A 20,267-nucleotide genomic window follows, 5' to 3' on the forward strand; every position below is an offset into this window, starting at 1 on the left:
GAATTATTATACAGGAATTTTCTTATACTTGCAATTTTGCGAAAATTTTAATTATTTGCATAAAGTTTTAAAGCTACACAAGGATTAATTAATATGCAATGTATCTCGACTATAATATTGTACAAACACACATATTCAGCTAACATTCAACATGCAGAGCTTACTCATAGAGCGAAACAGGGCGGTGGTATTATTACTTATAGTAATTTTTATCTTCGGTTCATACGTTTATGTAAAAATGCCAAGGGAAAGCAATCCTGATATACAGATTCCTATAATCAGCGTGTTTGTTGGACTTCCTGGGATTTCTGCTCAAGATAGTGAAAAGCTATTAGTGCTTCCTATAGAAAATGAACTAAGATCCATCGAAGGTGTAAGAGAATTGAGAGCTTTTGCAACTAATGATGGTGCTCACATGATACTCGAATTTGGAACAGAGTATGATAATAAAGAAGTGCTCGATAATGTCCGTTCAAAGCTTTCAAACATAAAATCGAAGTTACCTGTTGAAGCGGAATCTCCAATAATAAATGAAATAAACTTGAGTCTATTTCCCATATTAAATGTTGGCTTAATTGGTAATCTGCCAGAAAGAGCCTTAACTGAAATAGCACGCAAGTTAAAGAAAGAAATAGAATCTCTGCCAAATGTTCTCAAAGTTGAAGTGGCAGGTATTCGTAAAGAAACAGTGGAAGTTATAATTGAGCCCACAGTTCTAACAAAATATAACATTCAATCAAACGAAATATTCCAAGCTATATCAAGCAATAATAGACTAGTGGGAGCTGGGTCACTGGCCGGTAAATATTCGATTAAAATATCAGGGTTATTAAAAGATATAGAAGATATTATGAATATTCCTATTAGATCTCAAGGCGATGCAGTTTTGAGAATCAAAGATATAGCAAAAGTATACCCTAGGTTTGAGGATCACCAAGGATTTGCTCGCATTAATGGATTACCTAGTGTCGTGCTAGAAATTTCAAAACGTAACGGAAAAAACATAATAGACACAGTAAATCAAGTAAAATACTTAATGGATAAGGCAAAAGATCAATTACCTGAAAATTTAAAAGTGGTGTACTTAAACGACCAGTCAAAAAACGTCCGCGATGTGCTTGATGACTTGGAAAACGGCATAATATTTGCTGTGTTGTTAATATTGATCATAATGATGCTTTCTATGGGAACAAGGATTGCTATTCTTGTGGCACTCTCGATACCCGGTTCCTTTCTCATTGGGATAATAGCTCTTTACTTTATGGGTATAACCTTAAATATCGTTGTGCTCTTCAGTTTAATTATGGCTGTTGGCATGCTGGTTGATGATGCAATTGTGATCAGCGAATATGCCGATAGAAAGATGATCTGCGGAATGGACAAAGTAGAAGCTTTTTACACTTCAGTTCGTGATATGTTTTATCCGGTTCTATCATCAACGTTAACTAAATTAGCAGTGTTTTTTCCTCTATTATTCTGGCCTGATACTGTTGGTAAATTCATGCAGTACATACCAATTACAATAATTCTAACTTTGACTGGATCGCTCATTATGGCTTTGGTTTTTATACCAACACTTGGTGCAATATTTGGTAAGCCTTCGATAACTTCAAAAAAAGAAATAAAAAAAATGAGTGCTATAGAAAGTGGTGAAATAAAAAATGCTGGGCCTATAATAAGAGCTTACGTACGCATGCTAGAGAAGGTTTTGGATCATCCTAAAAAATTCGTATGTGCTACTGTATTCGTTTTGTTTTCATTTAGTGTGCTGTACTTTACTTTTGGTCCTGGAGTAAAGTTTTTTCCGAAAGTGGATTCAGATAATATTTTAATCAGTGTTAAAGCAAAAGAAAGCTTATCAGCCAAAGAACGAGATCTGATACTCAAAGAAGTGGAAGAACGCATTTTGAGCATTGAAAAAGAAATTCATGTTTCTTATGCTAGATCAGGAGCATTTTCAGACAACGTTATCGCCAGAATACAACTAGAACTTATGGATTGGCGCTTCAGGCGCAAAGCTAAGCACATACTAAATGATATAAGGAGCAGTGTGCAAGACATGAAAGGAATAATAATTAATGTTCAAGAGGAAAAGCCAGGACCGTCGGCTGACAAGCCAATACAAATCAACCTCAGCGGGAGTGCATCCAGTTTGAATTTAGCAGCAGAGAAAATTCTAGAAATTATGAACCAACCTTCATCCGGGTTTATAAATATTCAAGATAGCAGATCAGCACCTGAAATAGAGTGGAATATGAGTGTTGATAAGAATAAGGCTACAAGCTCTGAAGTAAGTGTTGCAACCATTGGCGATTTTATAAAGATGGTTACAAATGGAGTGTTGATTGGAAAATATAGACCAAATAACACGGATGAAGAAATCGATATTGTACTCCGTTTCCCTGGAAAGGATCGCAACATGAAGACTATAGACAATCTTTTTATCAATACAGTTAATGGCCCGTATCCTATGAGCAATATAGTAAAATATGCTCCCGAAAAAAAGGTAAACAAACTAAACAGGATTGATGGATTACGCATAGTGACAATCTCTGCTGACGTTGATACTGGCTATCTTGTTGATGAAAGAGTAAAGTTCATTCAGAATTCTATTGCCCAGGATTGGGACAAGGGAGTAAAAATTTATTTTAAAGGCGACAAAGAAGATCAACAAAAATCAGGAGCATTTTTGTTAAAGGCTTTTATATTAGCGATTACACTAATGATATTGGTATTAGTGACACAGTTTAATAATGTATACCATACATTTATCGTAATGACAGCAGTGTTTTTATCCACAACATGTGTGTTTTTTGTTTTCTTTCTTATCCAACAAGTTTTCGTAGTTGTTATGTGTGGAGTGGGGATAATTGCTTTGGCGGGAATTATAGTAAATAATAACATACTATTGCTTGATGCCTTTCATCACCAAATTAAGGTACACAAAAATGACATCAAGCGATGTGTAATAAACGCTGCAATTTCTCGCGTTAGGCCAATATTGCTTACCGTTGCAACCACAGTTCTTGGTTTAATACCGATGATTACCAGGTTAAATATCAATTTTTTTACGCTACAAATCACATATGATGCTCCATCAAGCCAGTGGTGGGTTGACATTTCAACAACCATAGCAAGTGGAATATTGGCTGCAACGGTTTTAACTTTATTCTTTACTCCTGCGTTGCTTGTTATACAAAAACATGAAAAAACTTGACTTAAATTAGCAATCATTTAACATCTAAGATAGTGTTCTTTGCCCGTTGGAGCTATAATTATAACTAATTACATTGGATTTATTTATTATGATTGCTAATCGTAAAAGCAGTGTTAAGCAGAAAAGTAACAAGAATAACATAGTTGGAAGCCTTGATGTAATAAAAACAGCAGGAGAGCTTTCACTTCAAAAAGGTTTAGATTTTGATGTTGTAATAAAGGCACTAGAAAGTGCTATAGAAGCAGTGGCTCATCAAAAATATGGTAGCAAAAGTAAAATTGTAGTTGATATAGATAGAAACACAGGCAAAGTTACTTCATATAGAAAACTAAAAGTTATTGATGATGAATCAAATGAAAAAGAGAATACCGAGTGTGAATCAATTACGCTTACACAAGCTAAATTAATAAAAGGAGATGCAAAAGTTGGAGATACTGTTAGTGAATTACTCTCTCTTAACACTGATCTTGCTTCAGCAAGAATTGCCCAGCAAAAGATTGCTCAAATAATTAAAGATGAAGAGTCAAAAAAGCAATATGAGGAATTTAAAGATAAGGTGGGAGAAATAAGGTATGGTATTGTTAAACAAGTAGAATATTCAGATCTTATTATAGACATAAATGGCACTAGGGCATATCTTCCATTGCGAAATTTAACTGGTGGTGAATCATTTCGTGAAGGTGATAAGGTTAAAGCTTACATACAGACTGTTAAGCGCTCTGATGATGGACGTCAAATTATTCTTTCTAGGACTCATGAAGGCTTTTTGGAGGCATTATTAAATCAAGAAATACCAGAAATTGCTGACGGATTAGTGACAATTAAAGGTATAGCTAGAGATGCTGGTTCAAGGTCTAAGGTTGCCGTTTTCTCTCCCGACAAGAACATTGATCCAGTAGGTGCTTGTGTTGGAGTTAAGGGAGATAGAATAAAAACTATTATACACGAATTAAATGGTGAAAAAATTGACGTTATAAATTACTCCTCAGATTTGGGTCAATTTGTTATTAAAGCCATTACTCCTGCAGAAGTATCGAAGGTTATTATTGATGAAAATGAAAATTGCATAGAGTTAATAGTTGCTGAAGATCAATTGAGTTTAGCGATAGGAAAAAAGGGCCAGAATGTAAGATTAGCTTCAGAGCTTGTTGGATGGAAAATTGAGATATTAAGCACTCAGCAAGAATCAGAAAGGCGAAGTAAAGAACTTAGTCAATGTTCAGCTTTATTTGCTGAAGCTTTAAACTTAGAAGAGATTATGGGTCAGCTATTGGTAACAGAAGGTTTTTCAAGTGTAGAAGACATATCTAGCGCTTCAATTAAAGAGCTTGCTTCAATAGAGGGCTTTAATGAAGATATTGCAAACGAACTTCACAATAGAGCAAATAAGTACCTGAAAGCAGAAAATGATAGAAAAATAGAAGAGCTAAAAAGTTTAGGTATGGAGGATGATGTAATCAATTTAACTTTATCAATAGACAATAAAATTGCTCTTAGTAAGCATGATATTAAGACTTTAGAGGACATAGCAGATTTATCAAGTTATGAGTTTTGCAGCATACTCTCTTCCTCATCCGATAGCAAAGAAGATCTAAAAGATACAGTAGATTCAATAATCATAGAAGCACGTAAAAAGCTTGGATTAATATAATAAAATAATATGAATAATGAAGATATCAGTGATAAAAAATTAACGCTCCAAGGTTTAAGCAAGCTTAAATTAGACCTCAATTTAAACTCTTCAGCTAGCCCAAGTACTGGAGCTACAGTAGTAAAAAAAAGAAGAAAAAAATCTCATGATGCAGAAGAACATAATTTATTTGACGAGAGTAAATTATGTTCTTTAACAGAGAAAGAACAAATTTTTCGCATTAATGCTGTGCAGAATGCTGCTTTGCTGAAAGAAAGAAATCAGAGAGAAGAAAAAGAGAAAACAGCAAAAGAAGACAGCAATAAAGAGATTGACGAGAAAAATGAAGCGGACGCTTTATCTAAGGAAATAAATAAGCAAGTTTTAAGTAATACCCACTTAGTTGAACCAAAAGAAGATAGTATTGACCATGAGGACAACGATAAAAAGTCTTTTAAAGTCAACAAAGATATATATTCTAAGCATTCTAAACTGGTAATTGCACAGGCAATAGATGAAAAAACTGAACAACCCCCTGTATTTAAGCAAAGGTTTGGTATAAGAGGTAGAAAGTCAAAGTTTACTAAGGGTAAAAATATATCAAGAGAAGTTATTGTACCAGACAAAATAACTATCAGGGAGTTATCTATTCGTATGGCAGAAGATAGCAAGAGTGTGCTAAAAATGTTCAAAGAAGAAGTTGGTGAGAGTTATAGAGTAGATGATCTGGTGGATCCAGATATAGCATGTGAAATAGTGAAAAAATTTAATCATACGGCCAAACGAGTGAGCGATGTCAACAAAGAAAAGGATTTATTTTTTATAGAAGGCAGAGAAAGCCTGCTTAAAAAACTTAAACCACCAATCGTCACTTTTATGGGCCACGTCGATCATGGTAAAACCTCATTGCTCGATGCATTTCGTGAATCTAATGTTGCAGAAAGAGAGTCAGGTGGCATAACTCAACACATAGGTGCTTATCAAATAACGACAAAAGATAAGCAAAAAATTACTTTTATTGATACACCAGGACATGAAGCGTTCACTGCGATGCGTGCATGTGGTGCCAATATTACTAATATAGTTGTAATAGTGGTTGCAGCTGACGATGGAATCATGAAACAAACAGTTGAAGCAATAAATCATGCAAAAGCAGCAAATGTTTCCATTATAGTTGCTATTAATAAAATTGATAAATCTGAGCCTGGTGATGTAGAAAAAATAATTAATAGTTTGCCTCAATATGATCTCATCCCTGAAGGGCTTGGTGGTGATGTTATGATTGTGCCAGTATCAGCAAAAAAGAAAACTAATTTAGATAAACTAGAAGAGACGATTTTGTTAATCGCTGAATTAATGAAGCTAGAAGCAATAGAAGATTGTCGAGCACTTGGATGGGTAATAGAATCCAAAATAGATAAAGCGAAAGGAATATCAGCTACATTGATAGTTGAGGAAGGAACGTTAAAGGTTGGTGATATATTGGTAGTTGGTACAACATACAGTAAAGTACGTAGTATGGTTAATCACCTTGGTCAAAGAGAAAAAGCAGCACTACCCTCCGCTCCAATTGAAATTACTGGTCTAAATGGTGTACCAAATGCTGGAGATAAATTTGTTGTTGTAAATTCTGAAAAGCAGGCGCGTGAAATTGTTGAATACAGGCTAGAGTTGATCAAGAAAAAGAAAGAAGATTTGGGCGACAATAATTTAGATATATTCAGCCGTAATAACAGTGAAATAGAAGAACTATCTGTAGTTTTAAAGTGCGATGTAACTGGTTCTATTGAAGCAATATCAAGTTCAATTGATAAACTCGGTAAAGATCAAGTGAAATTAAATATCCTACACAAAGCAGTAGGAGGGATAACAGATTCAGATGTGCTGCTTGCAGAAGCATCAAGTGCAGTAATTTTAGCTTTTAATGTAAAAGTGGACTCAAAAATAAGGGACTTGGCAAAACAAAAAGGTGTAGAAATACATACTTATAACATAATATACGAGCTCATTGATGACATGAGAATGTATTTAACTAAAATGTTAAAGCCTGTTACACGAGAGGTTCGTGTTGGTTCTGCATCTGTAAGGCAAATATTTAATGTATCTAAAGCTGGTAATATCATTGGATGTTACGTAAGTGATGGAGTCATAAGAAAAGATTCTTTAATTAAGGTAATGCGTGGTGGCAAATTGGTGCATGAAGGAAAGTTAAAAGCACTACGTAGATTTAAAGATGGTGTTAAAGAAGTAGGTGTAAACTTTGAATGCGGAGTATCACTAGAGGGTAATGTCGATATTAAAGTTGGAGATATTTTGGAAGCTTATCAATTAGTGCAAGAAGAAAGGGTGTTATAGTAGCTGGATATGAAAAAGGAAATTAGAAACCTAAAGATAGCATCGGTATTGCATAGAGCAATATCAAGAGTTCTAATGGAAGGTAAGGTGTTCAATAAAAATGTAGCGGTATCTGACGTAAAATTAAGTAAAGATTTGAAAAAAGCGGATGTATATATTGTGTTATCTTCATTGAATATTCAAGTAGCTGACTACTTAGATCCAGAAAAAAGACGCACTGGAGATCCTTCTGAGAATAATTGTGATATTAACACTGTTGTTAATGAAATGAACCAGTCTGCATGGTCAATACGTAAATCTATATTGTGTTATGTTGATTTGCGATTTATACCTGAACTAGTTTTCAAGCCTGACTTAGCGTTCGATAATTTTGTTAATGTAAGCAAAATATTACATAATCACACTTAATTAATGCATTTCAATCGTTACTTTTCATTAATGAGGTTGCACAGTTTAACGGGTTTGTGGCTTGTGCTATTTCCCAGTTTGAGCGGTATTCTTTTAGCCTCAACTTCTCTATCGTATCAGGTTCTTTTTCTCCTTGTTTTGTTTACTATAGGTGCATTTTTAATGAGACCCGCAGGGTGCATAATCAATGATATCTTCGATAGAAAAATAGATGCGCACGTTGAACGAACAAAATATAGGCCACTTGCAAGTGGTGCATTAAACATAAAGCAGGCTTTAGCTTTACTTTCACTGTTACTGTCTATTGCCCTGGTAATCTTATTATTAACTAATAAAACTACACTCATACTTGGAATAATCTCAATGTGTATGATAGCTACTTACCCTTTATTAAAGCGGTATGTTTGGTGGCCACAATTGTTCTTAGGGTTTACCTTCAATATGGGATCGCTCATGGGCTCAGCAGCAATAACAAACCAGATCAGTATAGAATCCTTGCTGTTTTATATAGGATGCGTCTTTTGGACACTTAGCTATGACACCATATACGCCCATCAAGATAAAAAAGATGATGAAAAACTCGGGATGAAATCTACCGCATTATATTTTGGTGATACAACAAAATCTTGGTTGAAAAGATTTTATTTAATATCTCTTATGACGTGGCTATATGCTGGTATCTTATCATCATTAAATAACATTTTTTATATTGCTCTACTTGCTGTAGGGTTCATATTTCACCGCCAATACAAAAATTTCAATCCTGACGATCCCAGTCAATGCATGTCCATATTTAAAAATAATTCCTACGTAGGGTTGCTTCTCTTTTTTGGCATCCTTTTAGATAGAATTATCACCTAGGTCTCAAGAGTTTTGGCTCTAATGAAGTCAATAAACTCAGGTACTCGCAGAAACGAAAATTGCTTGACACCCTTCGCCAGCCCTCTTATCATGAAACTGAAGCTATTGTATTTGCTTTCGCCAATCTGCAGATTAAAAGGTAAGGATTACTTAATGTATCGGCGTCTTATGTTCAATTTTTTGCAGTATATAGATACTGTATGTCTTTACAAAACTTCATCTACATCTAGATTTTTATCTAAATAAGCTGAACGCGCTTATAAAGCGTTACAAGACATCAAAAAATGCCAATACTCGACAGAGATAGTAAAAGACTAGCTAACTCGGGGATTCTTTGTCTTTTTTTCTGCTTAGTAAATTTCTTAAACATTTGCAGCGTAAGTTAGTTGCAATTAAAAGCGGCTGAATCTCGCTTGTCAAGCGTTTAAAACATAAAAAACGCCAATATTTTAAAGCGGATAATAACCCCAGGGCTTCTTTTGCCTTTTTTTTATTTGGTAAATTTCTTAATATTTACAGCTAAACAACAACCGTCATCCCTAAGTATCCCGCTGCTTGTTAGCGGCTGAGATACCGCGAATGAATCGCGGTATGACGGTTCGCGGCAGGATGACGATAAGCTCGTCATCCCACTACTTGTTAGCGGCTAAGAGATACCGCGGCGGTATAGCTATAGGATGACAAAAAAAGGGCACTGTGACGCACAATTATCAGTTAATGCTAATTACGGCATTATAAAAAACGCCAAACTTTTTTCTGCTTTTATGCAAGAAGTCTAGTCCATATATTCCTCCCACTTTTCCGTGACTTTTCTTACTATTTCCTCACTCATTTTAATTTTCTTTCCCCATTCTCGTTTGGTTTCAGGCGGGATTTTATTTGTCGCATCAAATCCCATTTTACCTCCAAGTCCACTTTCAGGGGAAGCAAAGTCTAAATAATCAATAGGTACACTTTCTATCATGATTGTATCACGCACAGGGTCCATCCTCGTTGACATTGCCCACATTACTTCCTTCCAATCACGTACATTTATATCATTATCAACAACGATAATAAACTTCGTGTATAAAAACTGCTTTAGAAAAGAAAGTATGCCCATAACAATTCTTTTTGCCTGCCCTGGATAGGATTTTTTTATCGACACTATCGCTATTCTATATGAGCAACCTTCCGGTGGCAGATAAAAGTCCACTATCTCTGGAAATTGATTGATAAGAATGGGCACAAAAATTTCATTGAGTGCTTCACCAAGAATCGATGGTTCATCAGGTGGCTTGCCAGTGAAAGTGCTAAGATATATCGGGTTTTTACGCATAGTAATTGCAGTAATATTAAATTCTGGAAATTGCTCAACAGAATTATAGTAGCCAGTGTGGTCTCCATATGGTCCCTCATCTTGATATCTATCCAAACTCACATAGCCTTCCAGAACGATTTCCGCGTGAGCTGGCACTTGAAGTGGAATAGTCTTACAATTTACAAGTTCAAGCGGCTTCTTTCGCAGCAGTCCAGCAAATTGGTATTCTGACAATGTTTCTGGCACTGGAGTTACCGCAGCAATAATCGTTGCAGGATCACTACCGATCACAGCAGCAGCAGGAAATTTCATATTTCTGCCTTCTTCCTTCCAACGCTTATGGTGAGTTGCGCCACCCCTGTGTGCAAGCCAACGCATTAGTGTTGTTTTTTTATCTATAACCTGCATACGATATATTCCAAGATTAAAATTATCTTGCTTTTCTTTCGTGGGTCCTTTCGTTACCACAATTGGCCAGGTGATAAGTGGTGCAGGTTCATTTGGCCAGCATGTTTGAATGGGCAGTAGACTTAGGTCCACTTCATCTCCGGTTAGCACTACCTCTTGACATGGAGCCTTGCTCACGACTTTACTTCGCATCGATAACACGACTTTCAACAAAGGAAACATTTTTATAGCATCCTTAAAGTTTTTTGGCGGCTCAGGTGATTGCAAAAATGCTAAAAGTTTACCAAGATCTCTTAGTTCATCAGGGTTTATGTTCAACCCCAATGCAATCCTCTTAATAGTACCAAATAAATTCACCAAAACTGGAATCGAATTTTTGCCATTTTCTGTGATAACATTTTCAAAAATGATCGCTGGCCCTTTGCTTGACAAAACTCTGCGATGAATTTCTGTCATTTCAAGAACTGTTGAAACTTCCTCCTTAATCCTAATCAGATCTTTTTTTTCTTCTAAGGCTTTGATGAAGTCACGTAAGTTGTTGTACATATTCCAGTTTTTAAAATTTTAAGTTTACATTTAGTTTTCAAGCACTTTATTGAAATTTGACCTATGCACTACTTTCCTGCCTAGCGAGCTTTCAGTTAATTTGAGATCAAATCCTCATATTGCTTACTAAGTTTGTATTTCCTTCCTCTATTGGAAAAATCTACAATCTTGATAAACCCCATTTCCACCCACTTTTTACAAAGTTGCGCACTGGTACGAGGCTTAAAATTAAATAGTTCGCCAACCTGACTAGCTGTAATAGCGGAAAACTCCTGGAAGAGCTCAAGAGCTTTGCGTTGTTTAGGATCAAGCTTACGTATAAGATCAGTCTGATCAGCGTGGTATTCTTCTTTATTTATACGTTGTAAAACGTTCTCAAATGAATTTGCCATACCTTCTACGAAATACTCCACCCACTTAGTAATATCTGCTTCAGCTCGTCCCATGTAATAGTTGTGCGATGGACCTATACTGATTGCTTCATAATACGCTCCTAGATTCTTAGCATAATATTCTTCCAATGAATAAAGTCCTTTTAGGTCATACCCACCAAGGTGTAAAATTAATGTAGTCAACAATCTTGCAGTACGACCATTACCGTCATAGTAAGGGTGAATTGTTACAAATTGATAATGCGCAATACCTGCAATAATTGGGCAAGGCACTTGCTCACTGTTACGAATCCAATCAATCATACTGCTCATGAGCTTTGGTACATCCTTTGCTTCAGGTGGCATATAAATTATTGCACGTGTAAGACTATCGCGGATAACATTTTGACCATCACGATAAGGTGTTGATTTTATTTTAGATTTTCCACTTGCTATTACTAGAGCATGTAGTGTTTGAACAGCTTTCTCAGTAATGGGTATTCTCCTTGCTGCCCATTGTTCAACTTGAGTTAAAGCTGCATAATATCCTTTAACCTCATTTTCATCTCTCCTATATTTTGGAAAGTGGCTTTTACCACTTAAAACCTCTTCAATCTGTTTAGGTTCAAGTCGATTTCCTTCAATCATAGTAGAATAGTGTGTGGTATAAAGCCGTGCAGTTTCACGAAGGGACGAGAGCATCGATACAGTGAGTGGCAAATGTAACACTTTTTCTTTTGCTGCTTCAATCTTCATAAGGCAATTAGCAATTTTAGAAGTAATCGTATAATTTGGCATCGGCATAATATCTGCATTACATTACTTCTATATTATGCTGATAAAATGCAGATAATACAACATTTACACGACGCCGACCATAAACAGCAATAAATTCGGCTGATTGAGAAAGAAGTTTGTCTTGTAGAATAGCTATTTCTTTTTCTCTGCCAATTATTGGTTCACTCATATGTTTATTCCACGGAAAATTATACACAGCGGAATAAAATTATCAACTTTGTTTTACCGCCGTATTTACAGCGTGGCGGTAAAAGATAGAGCATCTCATAATTGGCTATTCTGGGGGTAGTTTGGTCACCTACATTATCAAGTCTTCTGATGAACTTTGTGACAATATACCTAATCATTGTACGTAAAGTTTGTATTCGAGGCAAAACTGACTATAAAATACACTTGATATAAATGTTTTTATATATTAACATTAGATGCTTCTTTTAATATACAGATAAATGTGTACTAAAAGTTTTATGTTGTAGGTTTTTAAATAAATTGTATGTCTAGAATATCGTTTTTATTAATTTTAATAATAGCAATAGCAAGCTTGCCGATAATAAACAATTGGCTTTCAAATCGCAGCCAAATGCTAAACGATGATTATATAGGTGAGAAATTAGATAATTATATAAGCAGAAATTTTGATAAGATCGTAAAAACTCTCAAAGAGGAGTCGATTAAAAGTAGTTACGCTGCTCGAGATAATGTAACCAAAAGTAAAATTTCACAATACAAGGATCAAATATTTGACCTTACTTATCCTTACTCCGGAAATGAAAATAGTAGTGTTATAGCTGTAGGCTTCCTTGACTATTCTTGTGGACATTGCAAAGCTATAAAGAATGATATAAAGCAGTTAATTAACGACGGCAAAATTAAGTATATCTTTAGGGATGCTCCAATACTTGGTAACGCTTCTTTAAAGGCAGCAAAAAGTGCTTTAGCTGTCTATTTTCTCGATAAAGAAAAATATTTCGATTTTCACCATGCTGCTTTAAGTCACAAAGGAGAATTTTCAGACGAAAGCATATTGGATATAGTGAAAAACATAGGGATTGATGAGGACGATTTTAATGATTCCATAAAAGATAACGCGGACAAAATTGAGCAAATGATAAACAACAGTAAGCTTCTAGTAAGAGATTTGGGAGTAGGTGGTACACCTTTTTTAATAATTGGAGATAGCCTGTTTGTAGGAGCAACTGATTTGAATGTATTACGCAAAAAAGTAGATGAATTAAGTCACAAGCAAGGCTAGTTACAGTTTGCCATAAAATTTTATTTTTTTGCTTGACAACTCAAATGAACCTGAGTATAGTAACTGTGGGTGTGACAGCAGTTTAACTCAGTAGTCTCATCCACTTTCCATAGCGTCATTTATAGCATTTCTCATAATAGTCCGAATAGGTCATAGGAAGGCAGAATCAACAGCACGACGAAAGGATTCGAATAGAGGAATGTTTTTCCTGGCTCTGTTTTTTATAGCAAACCAATGATGCTCAATTTTGTTAAAATCTGGAGAATAAGGCGGCAGATACAAAATTTCTGCACCGACTCCTTTAGCGAGCTTGATAAGCTTATCAGACTTATGAAAAGTAGCATTATCAAGAATGACAGTTTGTCCAGGTTCTAAGATCGGTGCCAAAAATTGCTCAAACCATCCATTAAAAATATCCATATTACAGTGGCCTTCAAATGTTAATGGAGCAACTATCTTTCTTCTACTTAAGGCTGCAACCATGCTGATTCGTTGAGTTTTTTTTCCAGATTTTAGGGCATAAAATCGCTGTCCTTTCTGGCAATACCCATATGGATAGTCCTCCGTGTTATCAATCCCAGACTCATCTATATACACTAAGTTTTCTGGTTCTTTTGTTGCTATAATTTTTAAGAATTCAGCACGTTTTTCTTCGTTCCTTTCCTTGTATCCATATGTCTTTTTTTGCGCGTAAATCCAATTTTTCTGAGAGCTCGGTGGATCGTTTGGATACTAACGTTGCCCCAAAGTTTAGCCATTTCCGACAGAGTTTTTCTACCGTGTTTTTTAGCAAATTCGATAAACTTATTCCAGTCGATAATTTTCTGATTGTAACCTCCATTACCGAGTTTTTTTGACTGAAAGTCGCCTGTTTCTTTTTTTCTTTGCTGCCACTCCCACAAAGTAGTTCGTCCAATTTTAAATCTTGCTGCCACTGCTTCTCTGCTTTCCCCTTCGTCTAGTGCTTCCATTGCTTTTTTTCTTAAATCATAACTATATGCTGCCGGCATCCAACCTCCTTATCGCCATCTATCCTTAATCTTATCATATCCGGACTTCTGTGGAAAGAGCTATACTATGTGAAACGCTTTCAAATTACAACATTTTCTTCAACCAAACTATTTTACTTTCACAGGAGGGTATATGTCATTCACAGAAATTAGATTTCCAGAAAATATATCTTATGGTTCCACTGGAGGACCGGAATTTTCCACTGACGTTGTAACAACTCACAATGGTTGTGAACAGCGCAACATCAATTGGTCTCATGCACGCACTAGATACAACATAGCTTACGGGGTCAGATCAAACGAGCAGCTACTAGAACTAATAACATTTTTTCATGCACGAAAAGGTAAAGCAATAGGGTTTCGTTTTAAGGATTGGTCGGATTTTATAGCCATCAACCAAGAGATTGGTATAGGAGATAACAAAAAAACGACTTTTCAGCTAATCAAAACTTATGTAAGTGGGGAAGATAAGCATATACGTATGATCAAAAAGCCAGTACATGGGACAGTAAAGATTTATTTAAATGGTAAAGAAGAGAGTGAATATTCAGTAAATTATTCAACGGGAGAAATAACATTCATGAAACCGCCAGTAAAAGATGCAATAATCACTGCGAGCTTCGAATTTGATGTGCCCGTACGCTTTGATACAGATTACTTAAACGCTTCGATTGATGACTATGGAAGCAATAGCTGGAATAATATCCCCTTGGTGGAAGTGAAATTTTAGTTATAAGCGAGCATAGATCCACATCATAGTAGGGCTACTAGTCTACCATAAATTGAAAAATTAAGCACCACTGAGGCTCTATACCTAAATGAGCCTCAGTATATGCAATTATTTTAAACTTTATCACCAGCTATATACTACAATGTTGCTGAGCTTTGCTAACATTTACACTTGAAGCTTGGGGAGATTCTAACTCAGTGCTTTTTTCTTCCTGCAAAATAGAAAGCTTCAACAACTCCTTTAGAGTTGATTTTGCAAGTGTTGTATCATCTTTGTTTAAGATGTAGTCTAGCATGTTGTTTTTCTGTAAGAGATTAACAAAATATCTATCTCCCTCATTAAGAACCTCTATCTTGTTAATACAAGATAATACTAAATCCGAATTCTTTGTTGCTAAAATTCCATTCAAAAAGATATCTAATTTTGTTTTATCTTCAGTTAAGTCTTCAGCTAACCTATTTCTGATATTCTCATTGTCAAACACAATGTACTCGAGGTACGAGGAAGGCTCAATAAGTATAAAGTCCTCTAAAGGTACTAGTTCTAAACAGTTGTCAGCATAAGCAAATATTCCACACTCAGTAATACGCCCTCTTCTTCTCACAACACAGCACTTGGGAAGACCATGATACATTGATAACAAAGAAAAAAGACGTATTATACTTGTACCTCTATCTTTCATTTCCTCGAAAAGCTTCCTATCATTTATTAATTTGTGCAAAATGTAATCCATAGCAGGACCTGATTTGCGGAAACGAAAAATATTATTCTCTTCAAAAATGGCCTCAGCTAATTCGATAGATTCTTTATCCTCATCTACAAAAGCTTTTTCATTTCTATTTAGAGGTTGTCCGGAAACAAGTAAAAGGCTATAATATCTGAAATTTTAGTACGTGGTAAAGATGAGAAAAAAGTATCCAACAGATCTAAGCGAAAGGGAATGGGCAAGAATAGAAAAACACTTCAGAGTATCATACAAGAAAGGAGGAAGGCCGCAAAAGTATAGCAAAAAAGAAATATTAGAAGCAATTTTCTATGTATTGCGTACAGGGTGTCAATGGCGGTATTTACCAAATGATTTTCCGCTATGGAAGACTGTGTATGAGCAGTTCAGGCAATGGAAGAAGCAGGGAATTTTTGAGAAAATGAATTATGAAATTACAAAATATAGTAGAAGAAAAATAGGAAGGAATGAGCAGCCGAGTGCCTGTATAGTAGATAGTCAATCTGTAAAGACTACAGAAAAGGGGGGATCAAAGGCTATGATGGAAGTAAAAAAGTAAAGGGTAGAAAAAGGCATATAATTACAGACACTCAGGGTTTTATACTAGGTTGTTACGTAGGCGCTGCTAACGAAAATGATAGAGATGGTATTAAAATAGCATTAAACAATATGAGAACAAAATATACTAAAGTTAAAAAAATGTGGGCTGACATGGGATACCAAGGAAGAAATTTAAAGAATCACATAAAGGAAGAATATGACATAGATATTGAAATTGTTAAAAGGCCTCCATGTAGATTTTGGGTGCACAAAGATACGCCACCTGAGCTACTACCAACAAGAGAACAAGGGTTTAAAGTACAGCCAAGAAGATGGGTTGTAGAAAGGACTTTTGCTTGGGTTAATAGGAATAGAAGGCTATCGAAGGAGTATGATTTACTCACAACATCCACTGAGAATTTCATATACCTAGCTATGAGTAGGGTTATGTTAAAGAGGGAATATGCTTGAATTTACTAGTTTCCAGACAACCTCTAACTGTATGATCTCAGCTTTGCTATCTCTGCGTAGACCAGTTCTCCTTATTAACATCTCAAATATTTTTGTATTCATATATATCCTATATTAATTAAAGTAAATATTAATAATGTTTACTTTTTAAATAAAAATAAATGAAAATTTTAATAAAAATTAAATTTTTTTTAATAGAATAAAAATCTTTTATATTTGCTTGAGTACCAAAAGGGCTTTATTGGTGTAATGCGTTTTCTATTGCGCCTGGCTGCAGTGCCCAGCGTCAAGATCTGATGAACAATGTTCGCTTGCCAGCTTTCGCTTCAATATTTGCACAATTGTGCTAGATCCCCTGCATAACCTGCTTTAAAATCTCCTCCTGCTGCTGAGTGTGAACACTAACATAACCACATGCAGGAGATGCAGCAGCAGGTCTTGCGATACACTTAGGTCTTTTTGCTTGGATATCGAGATTAGATAACACTTCTTCTATCAATGGGTTGACAAAAAACCATCCTCCCATATTTTTTGGTTCTTCTTGACACCATATAATTTCAGCGTTTTTGTACTTTTCAAGTTCATTACTTAGTTTATCTGCAGGAAAAGGATAGAATTGCTCCAAACGTATTACTGCTATATCGTTTATTTTTTGTGCTTCACATATGTCGTAATAAACTTTACCACTGCATATTACAACTTTACGTATTTTATCATTCGAAACTAAACCTGTTCTACATTCTGGAATTACTGTGAGGAATTTTCCTTCAAAATCAGATAGGTTAGATACTGCTCTTTTGTGGCGCAGTAGCGATTTAGGTGTAAACACTACCAGAGGCTTACGAAAGTCTCTATGCATTTGTCTGCGTAAGACATGGAAGTAATTCGCCGGAGTGGAACAATTAACTACCTGCATATTATCCTCTGCGCAGAGTTGCAAAAATCTCTCTATACGTGCGGAGCTATGCTCAGGTCCCTGTCCTTCATAACCATGAGGCAGCAATAAAACTAGACCGCTTGATCGCAACCACTTTGTTTCTGCAGATGCGATAAACTGGTCGATCATAATTTGCGCACCGTTTGCAAAATCACCAAATTGTCCTTCCCAGAGCACCAGTGAATACGGAGAATCAAGACTATATCCATATTCAAAGCCCATTACAGCATACTCAGATAGTGCGCTATCTATGACCTCAAAGTGAGCTTGCTTTTCATTTATATTGTTTAGCGGAATAAATGCTTCTTCTGTTACCTGATCAACAAGCCTTGAATGACGGTGCGAGAAAGTTCCACGACTAGAGTCTTGTCCTGATAAACGCACTCCTATTCTTTCTGTGAGCAGTGATGCAAACGCAAGACTTTCGGCAGTTGCCCAGTCTATATTACTACCAAAATTTATGCTGTCTATTCTGCCATCGAGTATTTTTCTAACCTTATTGTTAATGTTAAAGTTACTTGGGATATTGCTATTTATACGCACACCTAATTTTTTCAGCTCATCTGGCGGAACACCAGAATCCGTGTAGTATTCGCTCAAATCGTTCAGCTTTGCTCTTCTTAATTTTGACCATACTCCACCGAACCAGTCAGCTTTTTTTGGAGTGTAAGCCGCTGATTCAGCAAGACTTTTATCTAATTTTGCCCTGAATTCACTGCGCAATTTATTTACTTCATCGCCATCTAATACTTTCTCTGCAGTCAATTTTTCTTCATACAATGTTCCAGGAGTTTTATGCTTTGATATCGCCTTATACATAAGTGGCTGAGTGAAATTCGGTTCATCACCTTCATTATGGCCATATTTGCGGTAGCACATTATGTCAATTACTACGTCCTTTTTAAATTTCTGCCTATATTCCATCGCCAGACTTGTAGCAAAACTCACAGCTTCCGGGTTATCTCCATTGACGTGAAACACTGGAGCTTCTATTGATTTTGCTATATCAGTGCAATAAAAAGAGGATCGTGCGCAACATGGGTTAGCAGTAAAACCAACTTGGTTATTAATGACAATGTGCACAATGCCATCCACTTTATGGCCTTCAATATTGCTTAAGGTTAAAGTTTCAGCAACCACTCCTTGACCGATGAAAGCCGCATCACCATGAATTGATATGCCAAGCACAGATCTTATATTCTGTTTTGCTCTTATTCTTCCAGCCAAAACCGGATTTACCGCTTCAAGGTGAGATGGATTAGGGCATAAACTTAAATGTATTTTTTTGCCACCTGAAAGTGCTCGATCAGAAGAGTAACCAAGGTGATATTTAACATCACCGGACACCTCAAGACCACTTGGGTGTGCAAGATTGCCTTGAAATTCAGACAGCATTGCCGCATATTCTTTCCCCATCACTTTGGTTAGAACATTGAGTCGTCCGCGGTGAGCCATGCCAAGGACTATTTCTTCAATACCAAAAACCGTAGAATCACTAATGATTTTTTCAATTGCAACGATAGCTGATTCTCCACCTTCAATAGAAAAGCGTTTATATCCAGGAAATTTCATATGGAGAAATTGCTCGAACATCTCAGATTCGATCAAGTGCCTCAGTATTTCCTTTTTATCTTGTGAACTCAGCGTATAGGTTTGATTTTCGATCTTTTCCTGCAGCCACATCCTCTCCTCATAAGAGGAGATATGCATAAATTCAAAACCGATGTTCTTGCAGTAAATATCTCTATAGATTCCAGCGTCACTTGCCGGATATAGATTCGAATATTTCTGATAATCTACTTCCTTATTCACATTGGGTAATAACGGATTAAGATCCGCAAAAAAATGACCGTAAGATCTGAAAAAATTTGCTAAACTAGAAACTGAATCATCCACCTTAGTTACATGTTGTGCACCGCAGGTCTCCGCTTTATTAACTTCTAAATTGCTTGAAAAAATTCTATACCAATCCTCCCCGATTGATTTATCACCCTGCAAATAACGGCTATACATTTCTTCCACAAATTCTGCATTATCACCATAAAGGCAGCTTAAACTCGACATAATCACTATAAAAAGTATCAAATACTTATAAGTATAACTTAAGTTTTTTAAAAAAGAACTTTTTTAGTTTCTATACGTCATACCGCCGCGGTATCTCTTAACATAGATCCCGCTAACACGTAGCGGGATGACGATTGTCAGGTTGTCATTCCAGCGCGTGACGCTGGAATCCAGTTTTTATTTGCAGCCTACTTGACTCGAAGCTAAGTTTTCTGGATCCAAATAGTCAAGGCACTGGGATGACAAAAAAAGGAGCACTGGAATGACAAAGCTATAGGTTGCAAGCGAGACGTCATACCGCCGCGGCGCTAACAAGAGATCCCGCTAACACGTAGCGGGATGACGAATTACTATGCCGCCGCAAACCGTCATACCGCGATTCATTCGCGGTATCTCTTAACATAGATCCCCTACTTAACTGTCATACCTTAACATAGATCCCGCTAACACGTAGCGGGATGACGGTTGTCGTTTAGCTATAAACATTAAGAAATTTACTAAGCGAAAAAAAAGGCAAAAGAAGCCCCGTGGTGGTTGGCTATTTACCATGTACTAAAATATCGGCGTTTTTTTTATTCTAAAACGCTTGATTAAGAGCGATTTAGCTGCTTTTAACTTGCAACTAACCTACACCGCAAGTGTTTA

At 36.0% G+C, this 20,267-nt stretch carries 13 protein-coding genes and 1 pseudogene; 8 read left to right on the forward strand and 6 right to left on the reverse strand.

Annotated features, from left to right (window positions below):
• Window positions 1-151 precede the first annotated feature (151 nt).
• The 5 genes from AAGD90_RS01115 to ubiA all read left to right on the forward strand — a co-directional run bounded on the left by AAGD90_RS01115 (window position 152) and on the right by ubiA (window position 8,471).
• Window positions 152-3,217 (forward strand): efflux RND transporter permease subunit, encoded by a 3,066-nt coding sequence (locus AAGD90_RS01115; protein ID WP_341821989.1) that lies wholly within the window; start codon window positions 152-154, stop codon window positions 3,215-3,217.
• A gap of 88 nt (window positions 3,218-3,305) precedes the next feature.
• Window positions 3,306-4,868, forward strand: coding sequence for a transcription termination factor NusA (gene nusA, locus AAGD90_RS01120; RefSeq protein ID WP_015589511.1), 1,563 nt, complete (start codon window positions 3,306-3,308; stop codon window positions 4,866-4,868).
• Between the two features lie 9 nt (window positions 4,869-4,877).
• Window positions 4,878-7,202: a translation initiation factor IF-2 gene (gene infB / locus AAGD90_RS01125; RefSeq protein ID WP_341821990.1), complete on the forward strand. Its 2,325-nt coding sequence runs from the start codon at window positions 4,878-4,880 to the stop codon at window positions 7,200-7,202.
• Window positions 7,203-7,211: 9 nt separating this feature from the next.
• The gene (locus AAGD90_RS01130) at window positions 7,212-7,610 is read left to right on the forward strand and encodes a ribosome-binding factor A (RefSeq protein WP_006279769.1); all 399 of its coding nucleotides are present in this window, start codon (window positions 7,212-7,214) and stop codon (window positions 7,608-7,610) included.
• 3 nt (window positions 7,611-7,613) lie between these two features.
• Window positions 7,614-8,471: a 4-hydroxybenzoate octaprenyltransferase gene (gene ubiA / locus AAGD90_RS01135; RefSeq protein WP_182319897.1), complete on the forward strand. Its 858-nt coding sequence runs from the start codon at window positions 7,614-7,616 to the stop codon at window positions 8,469-8,471.
• Between the two features lie 775 nt (window positions 8,472-9,246).
• On the opposite strand, the gene AAGD90_RS01140 is transcribed toward ubiA, so the two are convergent.
• The 3 genes from AAGD90_RS01140 to AAGD90_RS01150 all read right to left on the reverse strand — a co-directional run bounded on the left by AAGD90_RS01140 (window position 9,247) and on the right by AAGD90_RS01150 (window position 12,063).
• On the reverse strand, window positions 9,247-10,725 hold the full coding sequence (locus AAGD90_RS01140; protein ID WP_341821991.1) for a UbiD family decarboxylase: 1,479 nt from the start codon (window positions 10,723-10,725) through the stop codon (window positions 9,247-9,249).
• Window positions 10,726-10,820: 95 nt separating this feature from the next.
• Entirely contained in the window at window positions 10,821-11,894 is a 1,074-nt protein-coding gene (locus tag AAGD90_RS01145; RefSeq protein WP_264373652.1) for a Fic family protein, read from the reverse strand.
• Between the two features lie 16 nt (window positions 11,895-11,910).
• Complete coding sequence (locus tag AAGD90_RS01150; RefSeq protein ID WP_007548541.1) at window positions 11,911-12,063, reverse strand: hypothetical protein; 153 nt, start codon at window positions 12,061-12,063, stop codon at window positions 11,911-11,913.
• Window positions 12,064-12,387: 324 nt separating this feature from the next.
• Between AAGD90_RS01150 and AAGD90_RS01155 the strand changes: the two genes are divergently transcribed.
• Complete coding sequence (locus AAGD90_RS01155) at window positions 12,388-13,146, forward strand: DsbA family protein (protein WP_341821992.1); 759 nt, start codon at window positions 12,388-12,390, stop codon at window positions 13,144-13,146.
• A 150-nt stretch (window positions 13,147-13,296) separates the two neighbouring features.
• Here AAGD90_RS01155 and AAGD90_RS01160 read toward each other — a convergent pair.
• A protein-coding gene (locus tag AAGD90_RS01160; RefSeq protein ID WP_156518142.1) for an IS630 family transposase occupies window positions 13,297-14,156 on the reverse strand; the annotation gives its coding sequence in 2 pieces (ribosomal slippage) (window positions 13,297-13,832 and window positions 13,832-14,156; 861 coding nt in all).
• Between the two features lie 133 nt (window positions 14,157-14,289).
• Between AAGD90_RS01160 and AAGD90_RS01165 the strand changes: the two genes are divergently transcribed.
• Entirely contained in the window at window positions 14,290-14,886 is a 597-nt protein-coding gene (locus tag AAGD90_RS01165) for a TIGR02217 family protein (protein WP_138265061.1), read from the forward strand.
• A gap of 130 nt (window positions 14,887-15,016) precedes the next feature.
• On the opposite strand, the gene AAGD90_RS01170 is transcribed toward AAGD90_RS01165, so the two are convergent.
• Entirely contained in the window at window positions 15,017-15,370 is a 354-nt protein-coding gene (locus AAGD90_RS01170) for a hypothetical protein (RefSeq protein WP_341821993.1), read from the reverse strand.
• A gap of 418 nt (window positions 15,371-15,788) precedes the next feature.
• On the opposite strand from AAGD90_RS01170, the pseudogene AAGD90_RS01175 reads away from it, so the two are divergent.
• Window positions 15,789-16,621 (forward strand): annotated as a pseudogene (locus tag AAGD90_RS01175) (IS5 family transposase).
• Between the two features lie 346 nt (window positions 16,622-16,967).
• Here AAGD90_RS01175 and AAGD90_RS01180 read toward each other — a convergent pair.
• Complete coding sequence (locus AAGD90_RS01180; protein ID WP_341821994.1) at window positions 16,968-19,622, reverse strand: 2-oxoglutarate dehydrogenase E1 component; 2,655 nt, start codon at window positions 19,620-19,622, stop codon at window positions 16,968-16,970.
• Window positions 19,623-20,267: the final 645 nt, after the last annotated feature.

Origin of the sequence: Wolbachia endosymbiont (group A) of Ischnus inquisitorius (genome assembly GCF_964026985.1) — a bacterium.
GTDB classification, from domain to species: Bacteria; Pseudomonadota; Alphaproteobacteria; order Rickettsiales; family Anaplasmataceae; genus Wolbachia; species Wolbachia pipientis.